Source organism: Pseudoalteromonas aliena, from assembly GCF_038155085.1.
In the GTDB taxonomy this organism is placed as follows: domain Bacteria; phylum Pseudomonadota; class Gammaproteobacteria; order Enterobacterales; family Alteromonadaceae; genus Pseudoalteromonas; species Pseudoalteromonas aliena_A.
In genome coordinates, this window is record NZ_JBAKAU010000007.1 from 77,643 (window position 1) to 95,006 (window position 17,364).

The 17,364-nt window shown below is 40.0% G+C and carries 15 protein-coding genes; 11 read left to right on the forward strand and 4 right to left on the reverse strand.

What is annotated here, in order from left to right:
• Positions 1 to 50: 50 nt before the first annotated feature.
• Positions 51 to 1,988: a tetratricopeptide repeat-containing diguanylate cyclase gene (locus tag V6260_RS08875; RefSeq protein WP_341593734.1), complete on the forward strand. Its 1,938-nt coding sequence runs from the start codon at positions 51 to 53 to the stop codon at positions 1,986 to 1,988.
• Between the two features lie 9 nt (positions 1,989 to 1,997).
• Here the strand turns inward: V6260_RS08875 and V6260_RS08880 are convergent, their stop codons facing one another.
• The 3 genes from V6260_RS08880 to V6260_RS08890 are packed head-to-tail and all read right to left on the reverse strand — an operon-like array spanning position 1,998 to position 2,809.
• On the reverse strand, positions 1,998 to 2,216 hold the full coding sequence (locus V6260_RS08880; protein ID WP_341593735.1) for a DUF6500 family protein: 219 nt from the start codon (positions 2,214 to 2,216) through the stop codon (positions 1,998 to 2,000).
• 26 nt (positions 2,217 to 2,242) lie between these two features.
• The gene (locus V6260_RS08885; protein WP_341593736.1) at positions 2,243 to 2,500 is read right to left on the reverse strand and encodes a hypothetical protein; all 258 of its coding nucleotides are present in this window, start codon (positions 2,498 to 2,500) and stop codon (positions 2,243 to 2,245) included.
• Between the two features lie 57 nt (positions 2,501 to 2,557).
• Positions 2,558 to 2,809 carry a hypothetical protein gene (locus V6260_RS08890; protein WP_341593737.1) on the reverse strand — a complete coding sequence of 84 codons (252 nt, stop codon included), beginning with the start codon at positions 2,807 to 2,809 and terminating at the stop codon, positions 2,558 to 2,560.
• Positions 2,810 to 3,115: 306 nt separating this feature from the next.
• Between V6260_RS08890 and V6260_RS08895 the strand changes: the two genes are divergently transcribed.
• Entirely contained in the window at positions 3,116 to 3,541 is a 426-nt protein-coding gene (locus V6260_RS08895) for a hemerythrin domain-containing protein (protein WP_341593738.1), read from the forward strand.
• A gap of 83 nt (positions 3,542 to 3,624) precedes the next feature.
• Here V6260_RS08895 and V6260_RS08900 read toward each other — a convergent pair whose 3' ends face one another.
• Positions 3,625 to 4,035: a hypothetical protein gene (locus tag V6260_RS08900; RefSeq protein WP_210999802.1), complete on the reverse strand. Its 411-nt coding sequence runs from the start codon at positions 4,033 to 4,035 to the stop codon at positions 3,625 to 3,627.
• A gap of 345 nt (positions 4,036 to 4,380) precedes the next feature.
• Here V6260_RS08900 and V6260_RS08905 point away from each other — a divergent pair, with 345 nt between their 5' ends.
• The 9 genes from V6260_RS08905 to V6260_RS08945 all read left to right on the forward strand — a co-directional run bounded on the left by V6260_RS08905 (position 4,381) and on the right by V6260_RS08945 (position 17,362).
• Complete coding sequence (locus V6260_RS08905; RefSeq protein ID WP_341593739.1) at positions 4,381 to 6,741, forward strand: TonB-dependent receptor; 2,361 nt, start codon at positions 4,381 to 4,383, stop codon at positions 6,739 to 6,741.
• A 21-nt stretch (positions 6,742 to 6,762) separates the two neighbouring features.
• Positions 6,763 to 8,916 (forward strand): FAD-dependent oxidoreductase, encoded by a 2,154-nt coding sequence (locus V6260_RS08910; protein WP_341593740.1) that lies wholly within the window; start codon positions 6,763 to 6,765, stop codon positions 8,914 to 8,916.
• A gap of 1 nt (position 8,917) precedes the next feature.
• Positions 8,918 to 9,724 carry a DUF547 domain-containing protein gene (locus tag V6260_RS08915; protein ID WP_341593741.1) on the forward strand — a complete coding sequence of 269 codons (807 nt, stop codon included), beginning with the start codon at positions 8,918 to 8,920 and terminating at the stop codon, positions 9,722 to 9,724.
• Positions 9,711 to 10,988, forward strand: coding sequence for an ABC transporter substrate-binding protein (locus V6260_RS08920; RefSeq protein ID WP_341593742.1), 1,278 nt, complete (start codon positions 9,711 to 9,713; stop codon positions 10,986 to 10,988). The genes V6260_RS08915 and V6260_RS08920 overlap by 14 nt, the downstream gene beginning before the upstream one ends.
• Complete coding sequence (locus V6260_RS08925; protein ID WP_341593743.1) at positions 10,985 to 12,739, forward strand: ABC transporter permease; 1,755 nt, start codon at positions 10,985 to 10,987, stop codon at positions 12,737 to 12,739. The genes V6260_RS08920 and V6260_RS08925 overlap by 4 nt, the downstream gene beginning before the upstream one ends.
• Positions 12,740 to 12,761: 22 nt before the next feature.
• Positions 12,762 to 13,400 (forward strand): ATP-binding cassette domain-containing protein, encoded by a 639-nt coding sequence (locus V6260_RS08930; protein WP_341593744.1) that lies wholly within the window; start codon positions 12,762 to 12,764, stop codon positions 13,398 to 13,400.
• Between the two features lie 22 nt (positions 13,401 to 13,422).
• Complete coding sequence (locus V6260_RS08935; RefSeq protein WP_341593745.1) at positions 13,423 to 14,067, forward strand: CDP-alcohol phosphatidyltransferase family protein; 645 nt, start codon at positions 13,423 to 13,425, stop codon at positions 14,065 to 14,067.
• A complete protein-coding gene (locus tag V6260_RS08940) occupies positions 14,060 to 14,857 on the forward strand; it encodes a sterol desaturase family protein (protein WP_341593746.1) in 798 nt (265 codons plus the stop codon). The genes V6260_RS08935 and V6260_RS08940 overlap by 8 nt, the downstream gene beginning before the upstream one ends.
• A 378-nt stretch (positions 14,858 to 15,235) precedes the next feature.
• Entirely contained in the window at positions 15,236 to 17,362 is a 2,127-nt protein-coding gene (locus tag V6260_RS08945; RefSeq protein WP_341593747.1) for a family 16 glycosylhydrolase, read from the forward strand.
• Positions 17,363 to 17,364: the final 2 nt, after the last annotated feature.

The following is a 17,364-nucleotide window of genomic DNA, read 5'->3' on the forward strand; positions in this document are numbered from 1 at the left end:
TTTAAAAGTAATGTTATAGTTAGGTATAAAAAATATAAAAATAAGCCATCATGATAAAGCAGAACAACAATTTACACGTAAAATTATTTAATCGTGCATTGATTAAATTACTCGTTCTGCCTCTATTTTTATTTATGAGTACGTTTGCACTCGCCAATGATACGTCATTAAATTCAACCTTAAATAGGTTAGATTTTAAAACAACCCAAGACTTAGTTAATAACATAAGAGCAAATAAACTAGACTACCTAATTAACCAGCAAAAGCTCACGCAAGCCTTTGAAATTAGTAAAGAGCGAAATTGGTCAACACTTCACTTAGAAGCCGCCGCTTTATATGCAGAGCTACTTTTTAGGCAAGAAGAATACGATGCATTAAATACTCATATTTCTAACTATATAAACAACAAAGAGGTACTTAGACAAAACGATATTTACGTGTTGTTTTTAGAGGCGCAATTAAAATATTTATCGCAAACAGATAAGCTCACTCAAGCTAAAGATCTTGCACAGCACTTAGAAGAAAAAATAGCACAACACTCATCTAAAGAAAAAATCATCATTCTTCGTGCATTGGCTTATTACTATACAGATACGGACTCACTCAGAAAAACGTTAAGTGCCGCATTAGCAGGTCTAGAGCTTGCTATAAAAGATGACGATATGGCTTCACAAGCCTACTTTTTAAGAAAAGTCGCCGATGCCTATAACTTCCTAAACGACAAAGATGATAGCGATAGCAAAGCCGTATATTATGCAAAAAAAGCCGTAGAAGCCTATGAAAAAACCAACGATGGGCTATTTACTGCAAAAGCATACTGGAGCTTAGGAAATGTATTGCTTGAAACGAACAACCCCCAAGATGCACTGATTTACCTGAATAAAGCCCTAAACTATTTTAAAAAAGTAAGTATGAAAAAAGGATTAGCATTTGCTCAGTATTCAATTGCTAATATTCAATACAAACAAGGCAATTACGACACCGCCGTAACACTTGCAAACGAAAACATCGAGCTTGCTCGCGCTGCTGGTATTCACGATATGCATCTTGCCTCAATGATTTTATTATCAGACATATACATAAAACAAAATTTTCTAGATAAAGCGAACCAAATAAACGATGAAGTATTTTTAAATATCGATAAGTTTAGCCGTAGTATTTATAAAGCTCAGTTTTTAGGAAAACGGTATAAGCTAAAGCGACAGCTCAATTACACCGATGATGCCTTTGAAGCAATTGAAGACAAGCTTATTTATACAAAAAAACATTATGAAGCAACAAGCGAAAGTAATATAAAAACACTACAAGTAAAATTTGAAGTAAAAGAAAAAGAAGACAAAATTTTACAGCTAGAATACGAAAAAAATATAAACGAACTTCAAGTAAAAGAAGAGCATCAACAAAAAATTATTTGGCGCCTTAGCGCATCTATCGCATTCATTTTAGTTATTGTGTCGTTATTTTTGTTTTATAGACAAATTCGCCAGCGAAAAAAATACCACACTATTGCGTTAACCGACTACCTTACTAATAGTTTAAACCGCCGTGGAATAATGCAAATAGCTGATAATTTGTTAGCCAATAAACCAGCATCAATTGCGATTGTTGATTTAGACTACTTTAAAAATATTAATGACAAATTTGGCCATGACACAGGGGACTTAGTACTTATTAAGTTTGCTCAAGCCGCTAAAAATACGCTAAGTGAAAATGATACTTTTGGGCGTTACGGCGGCGAAGAATGGCTGTTTGTTTTAAATACATTAGATAAGCAGGAAATTACCAACACATTTGAGAACTTAGCACTCACTTTATCTGAATATTGCCGTGAAATAGAAACCTTACCGAGTAAAATAAACATTACCTTTAGCGTGGGTGTAGCAATAAGTAATACTCACTCTAAATCACTTGATGTGCTTACTAAATATGCAGACCAACAGCTGTATAAAGCAAAAGAAAATGGCAGAAACCAAATAGCAATCGCGTGAATATACTTACTAGTGTCCATCAATAATCATCTGTTTTATTTTGTGGGCTTTTTCAAAGTGATCTAATTTATGGGTGTGTATCCACCACGTAGCTGCTTGCATAAGCAGCTCAGGATCCGTATTTTTATTTGCAAAAAAGGCGTAAAAAGAAAGCCCTACATTTTCACCTTTAGCTGCTATTTTTTTATCGCACACAGCTATAATTTTTGCTTTTAGTTCTTCCTGCATACATACCTTATTAAATTGTATTTTTACTATCTAAATATACCGTTTAAAACACTAACAATTAGCTGTAAAAGACTTCTATCAACCATACTATGATTCTCAAACTCTTTATTAGGCATATTTACTTTTGTAGCTTTACATTCATTATCTAGCGGCTCATTTTTATGTAAATCGGTTTCATAAGCTATATCGGCTTGCTCCATACATTTTGCAGAGCCCGCATAAGGCTGAGCTGCACAGCCAGTTAAAAATATACACAACAATAATAAAGCTAAAAACGCTTTCATAATCAATCCTATTTAAAGCATCCTTCTGCCTTAGAGTATAGCTACAAAGTTACTTATTTAATCGGCTATCAAAACAAGTAGGTCAATAAAAAACACACCTACTTCATCGAAAAAGGTTTCCTCTTTAGCATCCTTTTTTAATTGAGCACTTATACATTCATTATAAACTTCTGAGCTTGTTTGGGAGCCATTTAGCTCAGTCACTTCAGCTTCTTTTATGCATAAGCTTCGATCAGAATGCGAAGCTGTACTACATGCACTTAACAATGCACACAGTAACAGTGCTGTAATGGGGGTTTTTATATTCATCCTTAAACAATCCTATTAATTAAAGTTTTATAAACCACATATATAAAACAACTATGTACAACCTGTACCTCAATAGCGCCACCACTTTATCACTCCACTAAAATATACAACCAGTAAATATTTGTAAGTATCTGTAGAGCTAAAACCTGAAAATATTGCATTAGTACGCTTGTAAAAGTTACATACCATGTGTTTGATAGCTTAATAAAATAATATAAACAATTAAAAATCAACACGTTAACAACTGGCATCTAGCTTGCTTCATAGATAACATAAGCAATTTGAGAACAAGTAAAAGGATTAATTATGAAAATTTTTGAAGCGCTACGTTACGATCACGATAAACAACGTAAATTGGTAGACGCACTTATCGAAACTCATGGCGATACGGATGAGCGCCACGCGTTAATGAGTGAACTTAAAACAGAACTTGAAGATCATGCCAAATTTGAAGAACGCTTTTTTTATAATCCACTAATGTGCGATGACTTAACTCAAGAAAAGGCGCGCCATAGTGTTGCTGAACATCACGAAATAGATGAGTTAATTGAGCAATTAGAAGACACTAAAATGAGTTCATCAGCTTGGCTTAAAACAGCAAAGAAGCTTAATGAATTGGTACACCACCATTTAAGTGAAGAAGAGCGCGAAGTATTTCAACTTGCTGGAAAAGCATTAACTGAAGATCAAAAAGAAACATTAGCAAAACGCTACAATAAAGCGATGCATTAAATATTGTAAACCGACTTCCATACACTCCCTGTGTACTTATTGGTTATAAGCCTATGGCTTATAACCATTTTTTTGCTTAATACTTATACTGTGTATTTAACGTCTTGATCACGTAATAAGTAAAGTGCAAAACATGCTGCCCACATTGGCCACGCAGTGAAAAACAATAAGTTATTAAAGCCATCAATATACTGATTATAAGATGAAAGTGTAGAAAGGCCGTGCATTACAAAAATGATTCCGTATGTAAGGCGCTTTTTAATACCCGCCATAAATGCTAAAACCAAAACAAGTTGTACAGCACCTATAACGTAAGCAATTATATCGGTAGAACCACTGATACCATAAAAATGTTCAAATATACGTGCGCTATGTCCAGGGTTAACAAACTTATCGAATGTCCACATTATCATTACAATAAACACCCCTAAACGCAAAGAGAAGAGTGACCATTGCAAACGGTTTTGCACATCAGAGTTAATTGTACCTGTCATAAAACTTCCTTAAAAAAATATTAATAAACGTTGAAGTAAGCTAGACCGTATAACTGAGCTTTTATTTCAAAAGAAGGTGATTTTTTTTACATGTTTGATGAATCTATAAGTTTGTAAAAATAAATTAATAACAAACAAGTTTCATAAAAATAGACTATGCTTGAAAAAACCATATAAAGCATAAGCTTACATTACAATGTAAAACTAGATACTTAAGTATGAATTTAACAATAGAGTATTGGCTTTCGTTCTAAAAAATAAAAAGAAGCCTAAATTAATTGAAAGTTATTTTTAAGGCTTTCGGTCTTTATCGCCAACAACATTTTAATCGTAGAGAGAAAACGTTTGAAACACGCACAATTAGCAATCACGCTAGCCATTATATTAAACACACCATTGCTAGCATTTGCAGCTGAAGAACCAAAAGCAACAACTAAAAGCGCAATTGAGCACATAGAAGTAGCTGGACAAGTTCTTAAATCTCAAGGTTTATCTGTAAAAGACGCCACTGTAGACGGCCCTTTCGGGGATAATTTGGCACTGCAAGATATTGCACGCTCAGTAACGCCTATTTCAAGCGAGTTAATAGAACAACTCAACATCACTACCCTACAAGACGTACTTGCAGTTAGCCCAAACACATACTCTGCAAGTGGCTTTGGTGCGCCCAGTTTACCTACTATTCGTGGCCAACTCGGAGAGCTTTTTCAAGATGGTACGCGTCGTCAAGCAGGTAATAATGGCTTTGGTGTGCCGTTATCGTTCAACTCTATAGAACAAATAGACGTAGTAAAAGGTGCACCACCTGTTTTATTTGGTTCAAGCCAACGTAACGGTGGTTTTGTAAATTTACACTCAAAGACTGCTTCTACAGATGAAAGTAAAGGTAAAGTTAAGCTCTCAGCGGGACGATGGGATCAATACAGTGCACAAGTAGATTACACCGCGCCAATTATTCAAGACAAAGTAGGCCTAAGAGTAAGTTACGAGCACCTTGATAAAGGCAGCTACTACGATTATTCAGGTACTAAAAGCGACAGCTTATTCGCAGCACTTAGAATTTTGCCAGACGATAAAAGCAGTTGGGACATTAATTTTGAACTATACCAAGTTGAATTTACCGATAACGCAGGTATTAATCGTCCTACTCAAGCCTTAATTGATGATGGCCTTTACATAACGGGCCAAGGCGTGCAAGCCGATGGCAGTACAGTACCGGCGGCGGGTTCAATTGTATCGCCTACAGGGCAAGTAAAAATAGATCGCAGCACCGTACTTACCGATCCTGATAATCAAAACGAAGCAACAACCTACTTAATTCACAGCATTTATAAGCGTGAACTAAGTGCAAATGCTTCATTAAAAAATATTACGTATTTTCAGCATTTACAGCGTGAAGAAATAGCACAAAACAGCTTTGTAGAAATTATAGACGGCGCTGATACCGCCCAAAACCGAACGGAGCTTACGTACCGCTGGAACAGTGACCAGCAAACAATTTTTGCTTTTGACGTGCGCTACAATAAAGTGCTCGGCTACAGCCAATTTACTACCGAGGCCGATTTACCAATTGATTTAACTGGCCCGCTTTCAAACCGCCGCATTCCATTAACCGATGCACAAAAGGCGCGTTTAGTAGAGCTAAGCCCAGGTGTATTTGTATCGCCTGGTGGTCAATACGACTTAGATAACGATGGCAGCGGCGACTTTAACCTATCAGACACCACCGACTCACGCTCATGGCAAACAGGGCTTGCTATTCAACAAGACTCAGATTGGGGTGATAAGCTTCATACTAGCCTGGGTTACCGCATTGATTTTTACGATGTAGAAGCAAACGACCCTATAGCCCCGCAAGGCCAAGTTGCTGCAAGCGATAGCATTAACGAAATACTGCATTCTGGCCAAGTTAGCTTTAACTACAAAATAAATGCCGACTACACCACTTACGGTGCAGCAAGTTATAACGAAGCAACTTCAAACAGTATGGCTGGCGGTACATCGCTTGGCAGCGATAACACGATTAGCGCACAAAATTTTGCTACCGAAAACACATTAGTTGAGTTTGGCTTAAAGTACGCCCCAACCGACAGCGATTGGTACGCCGATGGCGCGGTATTTAGTCAGCGCCGCAGTTTACGTAATCGCGATGGCAGCAATACAGGTATTCGTACTACAGGTTTTGAAAGCCAAGTATTTTACGATGCTTACCCTTATTGGCTAAGTGCGGGTTACAGCTACATAGATGCTCGTTACGACAACTCTGCAAGCAGCCAAGATTCAGCTCAAGTAATCGATGCGTTTGATAATTCGCGACCAGATATTATCGCAGGTACCGGTGTTGGCGCCCCTAACTTTACTGCTTTTGCACCTTCAAACCGCCAAGTTCAGGGCATTCCTGAGCAATCATTCAGTTTTAACGGAAATTATTCAATTAATTCGAAATGGCAAATGGGTTTTTCAGGTCTATATACAAAGAGTTACCCATTAGACTTTTTGGCAACAGTTAAAATTCGTGATCAATACACACTAAACGTTAATACTAGCTACGCATTTGCGCCTAGCACTAAGTTGCGATTAGATGTAAACAACGTCACTAATCAAAAAAACTGGCGCCCTGTATTTGAAGGTGGTTACTTTGGTGCAACGCTGGCTTTTCCAGAGTTACCAATTAACGCAAAACTTACACTTACACATAATTTTTAAGAACGTTTTAAGAGAGAGAACATGATAAAAAAACTATTTTTGATATTGATTGCAGCGGTCGTAATAGGCATGTTCTTTCACTTTAATTTACATCAGCTACTTACACTTGAAGGCTTAAAAGGCTCTATGGAGCAATTTAACCAATATAAAGAGCAATCACCATTATTGGTTTTTGGTGGCTTCTTTTTACTATACGTAGTAGTAACAGCTCTCTCGTTACCGGGCGCGGCAATATTAACTCTGGCCGCAGGTGCGTTATTTGGCTTAGTTGAAGGCTTATTGGTTGCATCGTTTGCCTCTACTGTAGGTGCTACGCTTGCCTTTTTAGTATCGCGTTATTTACTGCGCGATACAATTAAACAACGTTTCCCTGAGCGTTTAGACGCTATTGACGCAGGCGTTGAAAAAGAAGGTGGCTTTTACCTATTTACACTTAGGCTAGTGCCAGTATTTCCGTTCTTTTTAATTAACTTATTGATGGGTGTTACCGCAATTAAAGCATGGACCTTTTACTGGGTAAGCCAAGTAGGCATGCTCGCGGGTACATTTGTATTTGTAAACGCAGGTACGCAACTTGCGCAAATTGAAAGCTTATCAGGCATCTTATCGCTCGATCTTATTTTATCGTTCGCTTTATTGGGTGTGTTCCCATTCATTGCTAAAGGAATCCTAAACGTGTTTAAAAAACGTCGCGTATACAAAAATTACACTAAACCTAAAAAGTTCGACCGCAACATGATTGTTATTGGCGCAGGTGCTGGCGGTCTAGTGACAAGCTACATTGCAGCAGCGGTTAAAGCCAAAGTAACCCTAATTGAAGCCGGCGAAATGGGCGGCGATTGTTTAAACTACGGTTGTGTACCAAGTAAAGCCGTTATTAAAAGTGCTAAAATTGCCGAGCAAATTCGCCACGGGGAACACTACGGCCTAGAAAACATGGCACCGCAGTTTTCGTTTAAAAAAGTAATGGCACGTGTACACCAAGTAATTGCCGACGTAGCGCCGCACGATAGCGTTGAACGTTACACAAACCTTGGTGTAGATGTTGTAAAAGGCTACGGGAAGTTATTAGACCCGTGGACTGTAGAAATTAAACTTAACGATGGCGGCACGCAAACGTTAACCGCTCGCACGATTGTTATTGCAACCGGCGCACGCCCATTTGTACCACCACTTCCTGGTATTGAAGAAACAGGCTATGTAACAAGCGATACGTTATGGACTAAATTTGCTGAGCTTGATGAAGCCCCTAAAAAACTTGTTGTACTTGGCGGCGGCCCAATTGGTAGCGAACTTGCTCAAAGTTTTGCCCGTTTAGGCTCAAGCGTTACGCAAATTGAGATGAGCGAACGCATCATGATCAAAGAAGACTTAGAGGTGTCTAAATTTGCACATGAAGCGCTAACCGAAAGCGGCGTAAACATTTTAACCTCGCATCAGGCACTGCGCTGTGAAGCACGCGACGGTAAAAAATTCATTGTGGTAAAACATAACGATACCGAAATCGATATTGAATACGATGAACTACTATGTGCTGTTGGCCGAAGCGCTCGCCTTAAAGGTTACGGCCTTGAAGAGCTTGGCATAGAAACCAACCGAACTGTAGTCACTAACGAATACCTAGAAACACTCTACCCTAACATTTTTGCAGCAGGCGATATTGTAGGCCCGTATCAATTTACGCACGTAGCCGCTCATCAGGGCTGGTACGCTGCAGTAAATGGCTTATTTGGTAACCTTAAAAAGTTTAAAGTGGATTACCGTGTTATTCCATGGACTACATTTATAGACCCTGAAGTAGCTCGTGTTGGCTTAAACGAGCAAGACGCTATTGATAAAGGTATCGATTATGAAATCACTCGCTTTGAATTTGAAGAGCTAGACCGCGCCATTACCGACAGCGCAACAAAAGGCTTTATAAAAGTAATTACCCCTAAAGGGAAAGACAAAATACTCGGTGTTACTGTGGTATCTGAGCATGCTGGCGACTTAATTGCTGAGTTTGTACTGGCAATGAAACACGGTTTAGGCCTTAACAAAATACTAGGCACTATTCACAGCTACCCTACTTGGGCTGAAGGTAACAAGTACGCAGCGGGTGAGTGGAAACGTGCTCACGCACCTGAAAAAGTACTTAACATGCTTGAAAAATACCACACATGGCGCAGAGGCTAATATGTTTAAAACACCTTTAAAAGCGCTCTTGTTAGGTTCTGCTTTGCTTGCAACATCGTTTGCGAGCAATGCCCAAAACATGCACGACAGCTGGAATGCTTTATTAAACAACCATGTTGTGGCTATTAACCATGGCCACAGCACAGAGGTTGATTATGCAGCAATTAAAGCTAAGCACAGTGAACTTAAAACCTATTTAGATTCGCTATCGGCTGTTACGCAAAACGAGTTTGATACGTGGGAAAAACCAAAGCAACTTGCGTTTTTAATCAATGCGTATAATGCCTTTACTGTTGAGCTTATATTAACTAAATACCCAGATCTTAAATCGATTAAAGATTTAGGCAGCTTTTTTAGCTCACCATGGAGCAAAGAGTTTGTGCCATTACTTGGTGAAACTCGCAGTCTAGATGATATAGAGCATGGTTTAATACGTGGCAGTGGTAAATACAACGACCCACGTATTCACTTTGCAGTAAATTGTGCAAGTATTGGTTGCCCAGCACTACGTGAAGAAGCGTATACTGCTGATACATTAGAAGCACAATTACAAGAGCAAACAGTCCGCTTTTTATCAGATATGACCCGCAATATAGCGCAAGATAACACGTTGAGTGTGTCTTCAATATTTAAATGGTATGGCGATGATTTTGAAAAAGGCTTTAAAGGCGCAAACACATTGCAGCAGTTTTTTATGCAATACCCTAAAGCACTTAACTTGATCCCTGCACAACAAAAAGCCCTTAAAAACGATAACATGAAGGTTAAGTTTTTAGATTACGACTGGGATTTAAATGCACGCCACTAAATGTTGGCAAATACTCACGCGATACAGTTTATGCTGTATCGCGTTTTGCATTTGCCTTGTTATAAGCTTTAAAAGCATAGCGAGCACAGAGCTACAAAGCCGTTGGCAACACGTTAAAAGCCTAGGTAAAAACCAAAGCGTATATTTTTATGCATGGGGCGGCGATGCGCAAATAAACGCGTATATTCAATGGGCTGCTAAACAAGTAAAAGCTAGATACAACATTAACTTAGTACACGTAAAGCTCAGTGATACCAGCGAAGCTGTAAGCCGCGTTCTTGCCGAAAAATCTGCAAATAATAACGATAAAGGCAGCGTAGATTTAATTTGGATAAATGGTGCTAACTTTGCCACCATGAGCGAGCACTCATTATTACTAAAACAATGGGCGAATAAGCTGCCAAATTTTAACTACACCGACCCTAGCAATAACCCCGCTATTAATTTTGATTTTGGAATACCCACCAACGGAATGGAAGCACCTTGGGGCCAAGCATCTCTCACTTTTTACTACGACAGCTTAGCAATAGATGGCACAGTAAATAACACGCTACCAACAACCTTAAACCAATTGCTTAGCTGGAGCACAAAAAATCCGGGGCGTTTTAGCTACCCCAAACCGCCTGACTTTTTAGGCATGAGCTTTTTAAAATACGCGCTTGTCATGCTACATCAACAAAGTGATGACACACTTAAAGCGCAGTTAAATCAGCCTGCTACAACACAAAATACAGCCCAAGTATTAAACCCATTATGGGATTTTTTAAATAAACTGCACCCAACACTTTGGCGCGATGGCAGCCATTTTATGCAAAGTGGTGCGCAAATGCGCCGTTTAGTCGGCGACACAGAGCTAAGCATAGCGTTTACGTTTTCAGCACCCGAAGTACCGGCCGCAGTTAAGCGTTATGATTTACCAAAAAGCATTCGCAGCTATGCAATGCAAGATGGCAGTTTAAGTAACACCCACTTTGTAGCCATTCCTTATAATGCAAGCCACCAGCAAAGTGCTCAAATAGTCGCTAACTTTTTATTAAGCCCAGAGGCGCAAGCTCAAAAACAACAAGCGCATATATGGGGCGATAAAACAGTACTTATTCAATCAACATTGAATACGCAGCAGCAAACATTATTTAAAACAGCCAAACCTCATCCAAGTGCTTTGCCTTTTAACAGTATAAAACGCACTTTGAGTGAGCCGCACCCAAGTTGGGTAAATGCTATTATGCAAGGTTGGCAAGCGCGTTATGGAGTAAGCCAATGAGCGTTATTTCAAAAAGTGTAGCTGTAAATACTAAAGCAACAACGCATTGCAGCACTGATATGTTTACGCGCATTGTAAAGTTGAGCCCACGTTTTTTACTAGCATTGCTAATTTTGCCCGTAATAGGCGGCTTAATCAGCGTGCTATTGCCCGCTTTTGGCTATGCACCGGTACTTGAGCACACAACATTTGGCCTACATGGCTTTACTATGCTTATACAAACACCCGGCCTAACACATATGGTTATGCTAAGTGTTGGCACCGGATTAATAAGTACCTTACTTGCCTTTGTCATTACGTTAATGATTTTAGCGGCATTTTTTAATAGCCCGTGGCTTAACCGTATTCAGCGCTTATTGAGCCCGATACTGGTAATACCCCACGCAGCAGCGGCTATCGCAGTTGGTTTTTTAATTGCTCCTTCGGGTATGATTTCACGTTTAGTATCGCCGTGGTTAAGTGGTTGGGAACTTGCGCCTAACGGTATGTTTCCGCACGACTCGTTTGGCATTAGTATAATTTTAGGGTTAACGCTTAAAGAACTGCCTTTTTTACTGCTAATGGCACTCGGTGTACTTGCTCAACCTGAGCTTGGTAAAAAGCTGCGCCAGCAACATAAAGTAGCGCTTAACTTGGGCTACTGCCCTATGACTGCTTTTTTTAAAGTAATATTGCCAAGCCTTTACCCATTATTGCGTCTACCTATTCTCGCAGTATTGGCTTATGCCAGTGCAAGTGTAGAAATGCCTCTTATTTTGGGACCAAATACCCCGCCAACGCTTGCAGTTGCGATAATGCACTGGTTTAACGATGTAGATTTAAACCTGCGTATTAAAGCGTCTGCTGGGGCGTTATTGCAGCTTGTGCTTACTGCTGGGTTGTTGGCATTTTGGCTTGGCGGCGAAAAAGCGATAAAAGCATTATTTAATGACTTACTCACCAATGGCGAGCGAGAGTACGGCGGCATTTATTGGCAAAAAATAACGACCGTACTTACAGTATTTGTAATTGGCTTTATATTGCTCTCGTTAATTGGCTTGATTATGTGGTCTGTCGCTGGTTTTTGGCGCTTTCCGGCGGCTTTGCCTGAGCAGCTTACGCTACTTCACTTTAAAAGCGCGCTAATGCAAATGCAAAACCCGCTTTTTAATACCCTTGCTATAGGGTTAGTAACAACGTTGTTTGCCATTATAATTACGCTTTTGTGCTTAGAGTCAGAGCAATTAAGTGCAAAACCCATGTCACGCTTTACCAGTTTAATTATTTATTTACCACTACTTGTACCAAGTATTGCGTTTTTATTTGGCCTGGTGTGGCTTCAACAGCTAGTAAATAACCAAGCTGCGTTTTTTAATGTGGTATTTACCCATTTATTGTTTGTATTACCTTATGTATTTTTATCGCTTGCGAGTAGTTATAGGCGCCTAGATCCGCGCTTTGCTCATGTAGCAGCAAGCCTTGGCGCAACACCCTACAAAGTATTTCTACAAGTAAAATTACCCCAGTTATTTGCCCCTATTTTAATCGCCATAGCACTTGGTTTAGCCATTAGCTTTGGCCAGTACTTACCGACTCTTTTAGCCGGCGGCGGGCGCATAGCAACAATTACAACCGAAGCGGTTACCCTTGCAAATGGCGCAAGTAGGCGCACCAGTGCAGTGTATGCCATTATGCAAATGGCATTGCCATTAATTGGCTTTATACTGGCGTGGGTTTTACCTAAGTATTTTTTTAAAAGCGCACAACGCTAACCCATAAATTAAAAGGTTTTTAATGCAGTCATCTTTAGAGATTAAAAATTGTGAGCTTTATCGTCAAAACGAACAATTACTTAGTTTAAACAAGCAAGTAAAAGGCGGCGAAATACTCACCATTATGGGGCCATCGGGCAGTGGTAAATCGAGTTTATTAAACTGGCTTACAGGCACATTACCCAGCGGCTTTAGCGCAAATGGTGAAGTGTGGCTTAACGGCGAAAACATTAATAACTTACCTACTCATTTACGTCACATAGGCGTACTTTACCAAGACGCGTTATTATTTTCGCATTTGTCGGTAAGCGGTAACATTGCCTTTGCTATGCCTAAAGGCAATAAAAAACAGCGCCTCGAAAAAATAGACCATGCGCTTGAGCAAGTAGGTTTAAAAGGGATGGCAAACCGCCACCCCGACAATCTCTCAGGGGGGCAACAAGCCCGCGTTGCTTTACTGCGTATGCTATTGAGCGAGCCAAAAGCCATATTACTTGATGAGCCATTTAGTAAGCTCGACACCCAATTAAGAGTAGATACCCGCGAACTGGTATTTAGCCAAATACGCGAGCATAAACTGCCTGCTATTATGGTCACCCATGATCATAGCGATGCAGAGGCTGCAAACGGCAAACTGATCACCTTAAATTTAGCCAAATAAGTAAAAGCACAAGGCACTAAGCATGTTAGACAAATACATCACCCCAGTTATAAAGCCACTATTAACACCCGTTGTAGCGTTAATGCACAGGCGCGGTATAACCCCCGATCAACTCACTGTGATAGGTTTTTTAATAGGCCTTTTAGCCGTACCACTAATTGCATTTGAAATGTGGTACGCAGCGTTAACTGCTATTGCTTTAAATCGTATTTTAGATGGGCTTGATGGCGCGTTGGCACGTTATGCAAATTTAAGTTCAAGCGCTGGCGGTTTTTTAGATATTACCCTCGACTTTTTATTTTACGCGGCAATTCCGCTTGGCTTTATTTTGGCAAACCCCGAGCAAAACGCGATTGCAGGTAGCGTATTATTGGCCACCTTTATAGGCACTGGCTCAAGCTTTTTAGCCTTTGCCATTGCAGCCGAAAAATTTAAGCTCGATAAACCTCAATTCAAATACAAAAGCTTTTACTATTTAAATGGCTTAACCGAAGGCACAGAAACCATCGCGCTGTTTATTGCCTTTTGTATTTGGCCGCAGCACTTTACCATCATGGCAAGTATTTTTGCCGCTGCGTGCGCTATTACTATTTTTACACGTATACATGGTGGTTATAACACGCTTAAACTCCAAGAAGCCGATAAGGTTACACAAGCCAATGAGTAATGAAATTTGGTGGCGTTTAGGGTTCTTTTTTAGCATTTTGGTTATTATGATGCTGCTAGAGTCACGAATGCCCGCACGTAAATCACCTATAAAAAGTAACACCCGATGGTTTGCTAATTTTGGACTTGTGTTTACCTCATCATTAATTGCGCGCTTAAGTGTACCAATCGGTTTAACCGCCGTAGCGCTTTATAACCAAGAGCACGGTATCGGTTTATTTAATCAAATAACCACACCAAATAGTGTTGCTATTATTTTAAGTATGCTACTGCTTGATATACTTATCTATTGGCAGCATAGGTTATTTCATAACGTGCCGATTTTGTGGCGCTTGCACCGCGTGCATCACGCCGATGCGCACGTAGATACCAGCACAGGTTTGCGGTTTCACCCTATCGAAATTGTACTCAGCATACTTATAAAATTAATTGCCGTTACCGCTTTAGGTGTACCTGCTATTGCAGTATTAATATTTGAAATAGCACTTAATGGTTTAGCGCTGTTTAACCATGCAAATATTCGCTTGCCAAACGCAATAGAAAAGCCTCTTCGATTAATATTAATGACCCAAACATTACACCGAATTCACCACAGTCAACGCGTGAGCGAAACCAATTCTAACTATGGATTTAGTGTTATTTGGTGGGATAAACTGTTTGGTAGTTACAAAAATAAAGCGAAAAAAGCCGATAACGACATCGACATTGGCTTAAAAGAATACCCAAGCCAAAAACAAAATGCCTCCCTTTGGGGATTGCTCATTATGCCTTTTAAAAAAAATAGCAAATAACGTTTGTAACTGGCTTGCCTAAAAAGCAGGCTAGTTTTAAGAGGTTTATTAATCCATGCCTAATTATAAAATTAATACATTCTTTCAGATATAGTTAAAAAGACAGTTAAAAACACCACTTAAATGACTTTTCAAATGAGCTTAATCTATTAATATATAATGTTATTTTTATGAATAGCTCAACTGGTAAACTGGTCTTACCGTAAACTAAATGTAAATAAAATAAACAAATATGTTGACCATTAACGCACTGCGCAATATCATTTGTAAGCGCTTACAAAAAACACATAAGTAATGTAAGCGCTTACAGCGGAAAAACGGTTATTAAAATAAGTACCAACACATTCTGACAATAATCTGTGAAAACGGGGTTCAGCTATGAACATACAAAAAACACACATTGCTCGCTTGCTAGCTGCTATTTCTTTAGCATCTTTAGTAGGCTGTGGTGGCGACTCTGCCACAACATCTAATTTTGAAAATATTGATGCTTCTGAGCCTGTTTCAGATTGGCAAATGGTATGGAGCGACGAGTTTGACGGCTCTGCCATTGATACTAATAAATGGAACTATGAACTAAACTGCGACGGCGGTGGTAATAACGAAAAACAATGTTACACCGACAGCGAAGAAAACGCTTTTATTCAAGACGGTATGTTAAACATTGTAGCCCTCCCAGCGACAGAAGGTGCTGAGAAGCCATATACCTCTGCGCGCTTAAATACCCGTTATAATGCTGACTTTACTTATGGCCGCTTTGAAGTACGTGCAAAGCTACCTTCGGGTCAAGGAAGCTGGCCAGCATTTTGGATGCTGCCAACAGATGAAGAATACGGTACATGGCCACGCTCAGGCGAAATTGATGTATTAGAGTCTGTAAACCTTAAAGCTGCTGATGAAGATGGCGGTATTGAGTCAAGCATTCACGGAACATTGCATTACGGCCGAGCGTGGCCAGATAACAGCCACACCGGAAAAGAGTACAAATTTCCTGAAGGTACTAACCCAGCCGATGACTTTCATACATATGCTATTGAATGGCAAGAAGGTGAAATTCGTTGGTACGTAGATGGCTATCTATATGCAACGCAGCGCCAATCAGAAGTATTATATAATTCCAAAGGCGAAGCGGCAGGTTTGAAACATCGCGGTTGGTTTGCCGAGTACTTTGAACAAGGTTCTGGCGAGCTTGAAACTCATTGGGATAGCGCTCCTTACGATAAAGACTTTCACCTACTATTAAACTTAGCAGTAGGCGGCGACTGGCCTGAAAACGTAAACGAGTTAGGCGTAGATGCAAGCGCATTTACAAACGGCCAAACGTTTGCAATTGACTACGTACGCGTTTATCAATGTGCATCAAACCCAGATACCGGTAGAGGATGCGAAACTATTCGCCCAGGTTACGACAGCCTAGACGATGCTCTACTAGAGGGTGAAGCGCCAGTACCTATTGCCGGCGGTGTTACTCCATTAACCATATTTGGTAATTCTTTTAATATTAACTGGCCTGCATGGGATTGTTGCGGAGGTTCAACACCAGCACTTATTGTTGATGAACAACAAGGTAATACAGTTGAATTTAGTGTTGGTGAAAACCCGACTGTTAATGGCTTTATTTCAAGAACTGAGAATATTATTGATAAGTCAGGTGTCGCCTCTCCTTTTGATGCAACACCACTTCTAGCAGAAGGATACTTTCAGTTTAAGATGAAAGTAATGAGTGCTCCAGCGGACCCAAACTCTACTTGGGTTATAAAGCTAGAAAGCGCTGGCGATACCGCAACTGCTGCCGAGTTACCTATTACACAAAGTGTTGAAGGCCTAGCGCCAGTTGTAGGCCAGTGGCAAACTTATACGTTTAAATTATCAGATCTAGTGGCAGCAAACTTAGATATTAGCGCTATTGATGTAGTGATGATATTCCCTACATGGGGAACGGGTAACGGCGCTGTTTATAGAGTAGACGATGTAAAAATTACGCAAGACTTCCCTGAGCTTGATATCTTTTCTGACACGCAAAACGTAGATTGGCCAATGTGGGACTGCTGTAGCGGCTCTACGCCAGTGGAAGCAATGGATGATGAACAACATGGTATAACAGCAGAATTTACTATAAATGATACGCCTACCGTAATGGGTTTTAACAGCCGTACATCTGTTGGCGGGAGCGGCGAAGCATTTGATGCCAGCTCTATTTTAACCGCTGGTCAAATTACGTTCGACATGAAAGTTACAAGTATGCCAAGCACACCCGATGCTCCATGGTTTTTCAAAGTTGAATCAAACGAAGGTGACTCTGCGGTGGAGCTAGAATTAACTGCAAGTATGCAAGGCGTAGCTCCTGTTTTAAATGAGTGGCAAACATATACTTATACACTTTCTGATTTATCAGCTGCTGGTTTAGATGTGAGTGCGATAGATGTATTAATGATATTTCCTGGTTGGGGGCTAGGTGCAGGCGCAGTTTACCGCGTTGATAATGTTACTATTGCTAACCCTTAACC

What these genes read in the sequence shown, in the direction of transcription:
- V6260_RS08895 (WP_341593738.1), top strand. Translation starts at nt 3,116, where the DNA reads ATGAAAATTTTTGAAGCGCTACGTTACGATCACGATAAACAACGTAAA.
- V6260_RS08885 (WP_341593736.1), bottom strand. Translation starts at nt 2,500, where the DNA reads ATGAAAGCGTTTTTAGCTTTATTATTGTTGTGTATATTTTTAACTGGC.
- V6260_RS08925 (WP_341593743.1), top strand. Translation starts at nt 10,985, where the DNA reads ATGAGCGTTATTTCAAAAAGTGTAGCTGTAAATACTAAAGCAACAACG.
- V6260_RS08900 (WP_210999802.1), bottom strand. Translation starts at nt 4,035, where the DNA reads ATGACAGGTACAATTAACTCTGATGTGCAAAACCGTTTGCAATGGTCA.
- V6260_RS08930 (WP_341593744.1), top strand. Translation starts at nt 12,762, where the DNA reads ATGCAGTCATCTTTAGAGATTAAAAATTGTGAGCTTTATCGTCAAAAC.
- V6260_RS08890 (WP_341593737.1), bottom strand. Translation starts at nt 2,809, where the DNA reads ATGAATATAAAAACCCCCATTACAGCACTGTTACTGTGTGCATTGTTA.
- V6260_RS08875 (WP_341593734.1), top strand. Translation starts at nt 51, where the DNA reads ATGATAAAGCAGAACAACAATTTACACGTAAAATTATTTAATCGTGCA.
- V6260_RS08920 (WP_341593742.1), top strand. Translation starts at nt 9,711, where the DNA reads ATGCACGCCACTAAATGTTGGCAAATACTCACGCGATACAGTTTATGC.
- V6260_RS08915 (WP_341593741.1), top strand. Translation starts at nt 8,918, where the DNA reads ATGTTTAAAACACCTTTAAAAGCGCTCTTGTTAGGTTCTGCTTTGCTT.
- V6260_RS08880 (WP_341593735.1), bottom strand. Translation starts at nt 2,216, where the DNA reads ATGCAGGAAGAACTAAAAGCAAAAATTATAGCTGTGTGCGATAAAAAA.
- V6260_RS08935 (WP_341593745.1), top strand. Translation starts at nt 13,423, where the DNA reads ATGTTAGACAAATACATCACCCCAGTTATAAAGCCACTATTAACACCC.
- V6260_RS08945 (WP_341593747.1), top strand. Translation starts at nt 15,236, where the DNA reads ATGAACATACAAAAAACACACATTGCTCGCTTGCTAGCTGCTATTTCT.
- V6260_RS08940 (WP_341593746.1), top strand. Translation starts at nt 14,060, where the DNA reads ATGAGTAATGAAATTTGGTGGCGTTTAGGGTTCTTTTTTAGCATTTTG.
- V6260_RS08910 (WP_341593740.1), top strand. Translation starts at nt 6,763, where the DNA reads ATGATAAAAAAACTATTTTTGATATTGATTGCAGCGGTCGTAATAGGC.